The sequence below is a fragment of the Rhodococcus sp. As11 genome, from assembly GCF_048957735.1.
GTDB lineage: Bacteria > Actinomycetota > Actinomycetes > Mycobacteriales > Mycobacteriaceae > Rhodococcus > Rhodococcus gordoniae.
Window position 1 is genome coordinate 1 of the sequence record NZ_JARDJE010000062.1, and the last position, 707, is coordinate 707.

The window sequence follows — 707 nt, forward strand, 5'->3', positions numbered from 1 at the left end:
CCTGGGACACTGGGGTGTACGAGATCGAACGGCTGAGCTGGGCGGATTCGGTCATGACGTTGGTGGTGCGGGTATGGGGTCGCGATGACTCCGGCCTGGTCGGTTGGCGCGAACACCTGCCCACAATCCGAGCAGGTTTCGCACCCGACGATCCGGAGACAGTCGCGAGCGCCTGGCACACCGGCGAGTTCTGTCCCAGCTACCTGCCGCACCCGTATTCGCCTGGCCCCGACGGTATTCACTGGATCGGGACCCGGCGACCGTCTCACCCCGACAACCGGTGATACCGACCCCGCCGCTGGATCGTCACGGAAGGGTGGACCAGAACCGGACACCGTCACGTTAGGCACGCCGGCGCCGAGCCGCTCCACCGTTCGGTGCCCGCTCGTGCCTCCAGTCGACCAGCGACCGGGCGAACTTCGACATCCTTATACGCTCTAGCAGCTAATACAAGATAAAGTAGGATTGCTCATCTAAGCTTGTACACGTCGAAGGGACGAGCATGGCCGAAACATCACAGCTTCTCTCCGGCGCGATCGCGCTGCTGCGTCGTGCCGGCATCCGCCTTGTCTCCGGTTCCCTCGACGCCTGGGACCTGACTCTGCCCGACGGCCGGGAATTGCCGACCCGGGTGCGCATATCCCGGCGGCCACCCACCCCCACGGTCCTCGCCCGGCTGCTCGCCGAACCGGGCCCAGCCCGGCGCG

At 66.2% G+C, this 707-nt stretch carries 2 protein-coding genes; both read left to right on the plus strand.

Annotated elements, in window-relative coordinates:
• On the plus strand, positions 1-284 hold a 284-nt coding region (locus PV766_RS24080; protein ID WP_421098129.1), incomplete at its 5' end, for a hypothetical protein.
• 218 nt (positions 285-502) lie between these two features.
• Positions 503-707 (plus strand): hypothetical protein (locus PV766_RS24085; protein ID WP_421098130.1); only part of this gene is annotated, 205 nt, incomplete at its 3' end.